The organism is Bartonella sp. CE47NXGY (assembly GCF_042195415.1).
In the GTDB taxonomy this organism is placed as follows: Bacteria; Pseudomonadota; Alphaproteobacteria; order Rhizobiales; family Rhizobiaceae; genus Bartonella.
Window position 1 is genome coordinate 1 of record NZ_JBHIOI010000106.1, and the last position, 1988, is coordinate 1988.

The following is a 1988-nucleotide window of genomic DNA, read 5'->3' on the forward strand; positions in this document are numbered from 1 at the left end:
GACGAACTACCATCAGAATTGAATTGTGAAACCTTGAATTCCGGAGCCCTCCATTCGCCACCTTCATAGCTAGCTCCTCCTCCTAAATACATCGCTAGCGTCTGATGCAAGGAATAAAGCTGATTGCCCGTAATCGCCTCTGTCGAACCTTCAGAAATATCGCCATCTAAAACTGACTTCAGTTTGCTCTTACTTCTTTTATCTCCCTTCCCATGAAGCGCTACAAACGCACTGTCTTCATCACTCCACAACAACGCATTCTGCTCAATATTGTCTGAAATCTCATTATGAAGCTTTGTAAATGAATTGCTTACACCAGCAAACGCTTCCGCAATATTAGGGTAGCTATGCTCTTCTGGACTACCATCATCATTAAATGTCGTAACTTTGAAAGTAGGTGCTACCCATTGACCATCTTCATAGTGAGCTCCACCACCAAAATAAGTCGCCAGCGTCTGATTCAAGGAATAAAGCTGAGAACCATTCACTGCTTCCGTCGAGCCTTCAGAAAGTGTTCCAGCTTTCACGCCAGAGAGACTACGTGCATCACCATTCATGTTTGAAATTGTGATTGCACTACCCTCTTTTTCATCACCTATCTTGATTACCTTCGTAGCATCATCCTGCTTAACAAGACTATCTCCTACAACTTTATTAATCTCACTCTGAAGCTCTTTGTGAATATTCGTGAATGAAGCCCCTACACCAGCAAACGCTTTGGCAACATCATCATAACTTTGCTCTTCAACAGCACTGCCATCTTCTTTGACGATCTTAACTTTAAAGCTTGGAGCATTCCATTGACCTTCTTTATATTCAGCGCCACCACCTAAATAAGTTGCAACAGTCTTATTCGTATCAAAAAGCTGAGAACCATTGACCGCATCACTTGAGCTTGCAGAAACCTCTCCATTGGAAAGAAATGTAATCTTACTCTTGCTTTCCTTCTCTCCATGCGTCGCTACAAACGCCTCTGCGTCCTTATTCCACAACAGCGCATCGCCTTGAACTTCCTGAGTAATATTCGTGATGTTTTCAGTAAGTTCATTAAACTTATTCGTTAGGTTGTTATTCACATTCTTGAAATTCGTATCAATACCTTCAATGGCTAAACCAACATCACCATAGGATTTTTCTACTACCTCGCCTTTTGCATCAACACTGGATAATTTATAGGTTGGACCCGTGAAAGTACCATCTTTAAAGCTTGTACCTCCACCTAAGTATTTCGCAATATCCTGAGAAACCTTAGAAATCTGACCGCCATTAACCGCATCATGCGAATTCTCACTAATCTGACCTTCGGCAATATTATGCAAACCTACAGGTGTAGAACCCTTACCTTTACCCAAAGTCACACTCGCATAATTAGTGCTGCTATTATCATCACCTTGTTTATCATAGTGAACAACAGCCGATTCATCAGACTGAAGATTGTTAGAAAGCTCCTTCAGACTTTTATCAAGCTGACCTTTGTTAACTGCTTCATTATCCCTTGTCGCTGTCTTAACACCTGAAAGTATTCTATCTTGGCTTTCCTTATCTGCAATACTGATGCTCGCACCTTCTTTTTCACCACCAAGCTTGATTACTTTTGTCGTGTCATCAAACTTAACAAGACTATCTCTTACAACTTTATTAATCTCATTCTTAAGCTCTTTGTGAATATTCGTGAATGAAGCCCCTACACCAGTAAACGCTTTGGCAACATCATCATAACTTTGCTCTTCAACAGCACTGCCATCTTCTTTGACGATCTTAACTTTGAAGCTTGGAGCACTCCAATGACCTTCTGTATATTCAGCGCCACCGCCAAAGAATTTAGCTATATTCGTAGCTGTTGTTTCAAGATTGTTAGATACACTGCTTATATTTTGATTAGTCGCAAAAAGCTGTGAACCATTGACCGCTTCACTTGAGCTTGCAGAAACCTCTCCATTGGAAAGAAACTTAATTTTACTGTTGCCTTTCTCATCACCCTCTCCATG

1 pseudogene is annotated in these 1988 nt (G+C 40.9%); it reads right to left on the reverse strand.

Features of this window, described 5'->3' with window-relative positions:
- Nucleotides 1-1988 (reverse strand): annotated as a pseudogene (locus ACFIL3_RS09820) (hypothetical protein); the annotation flags it as partial.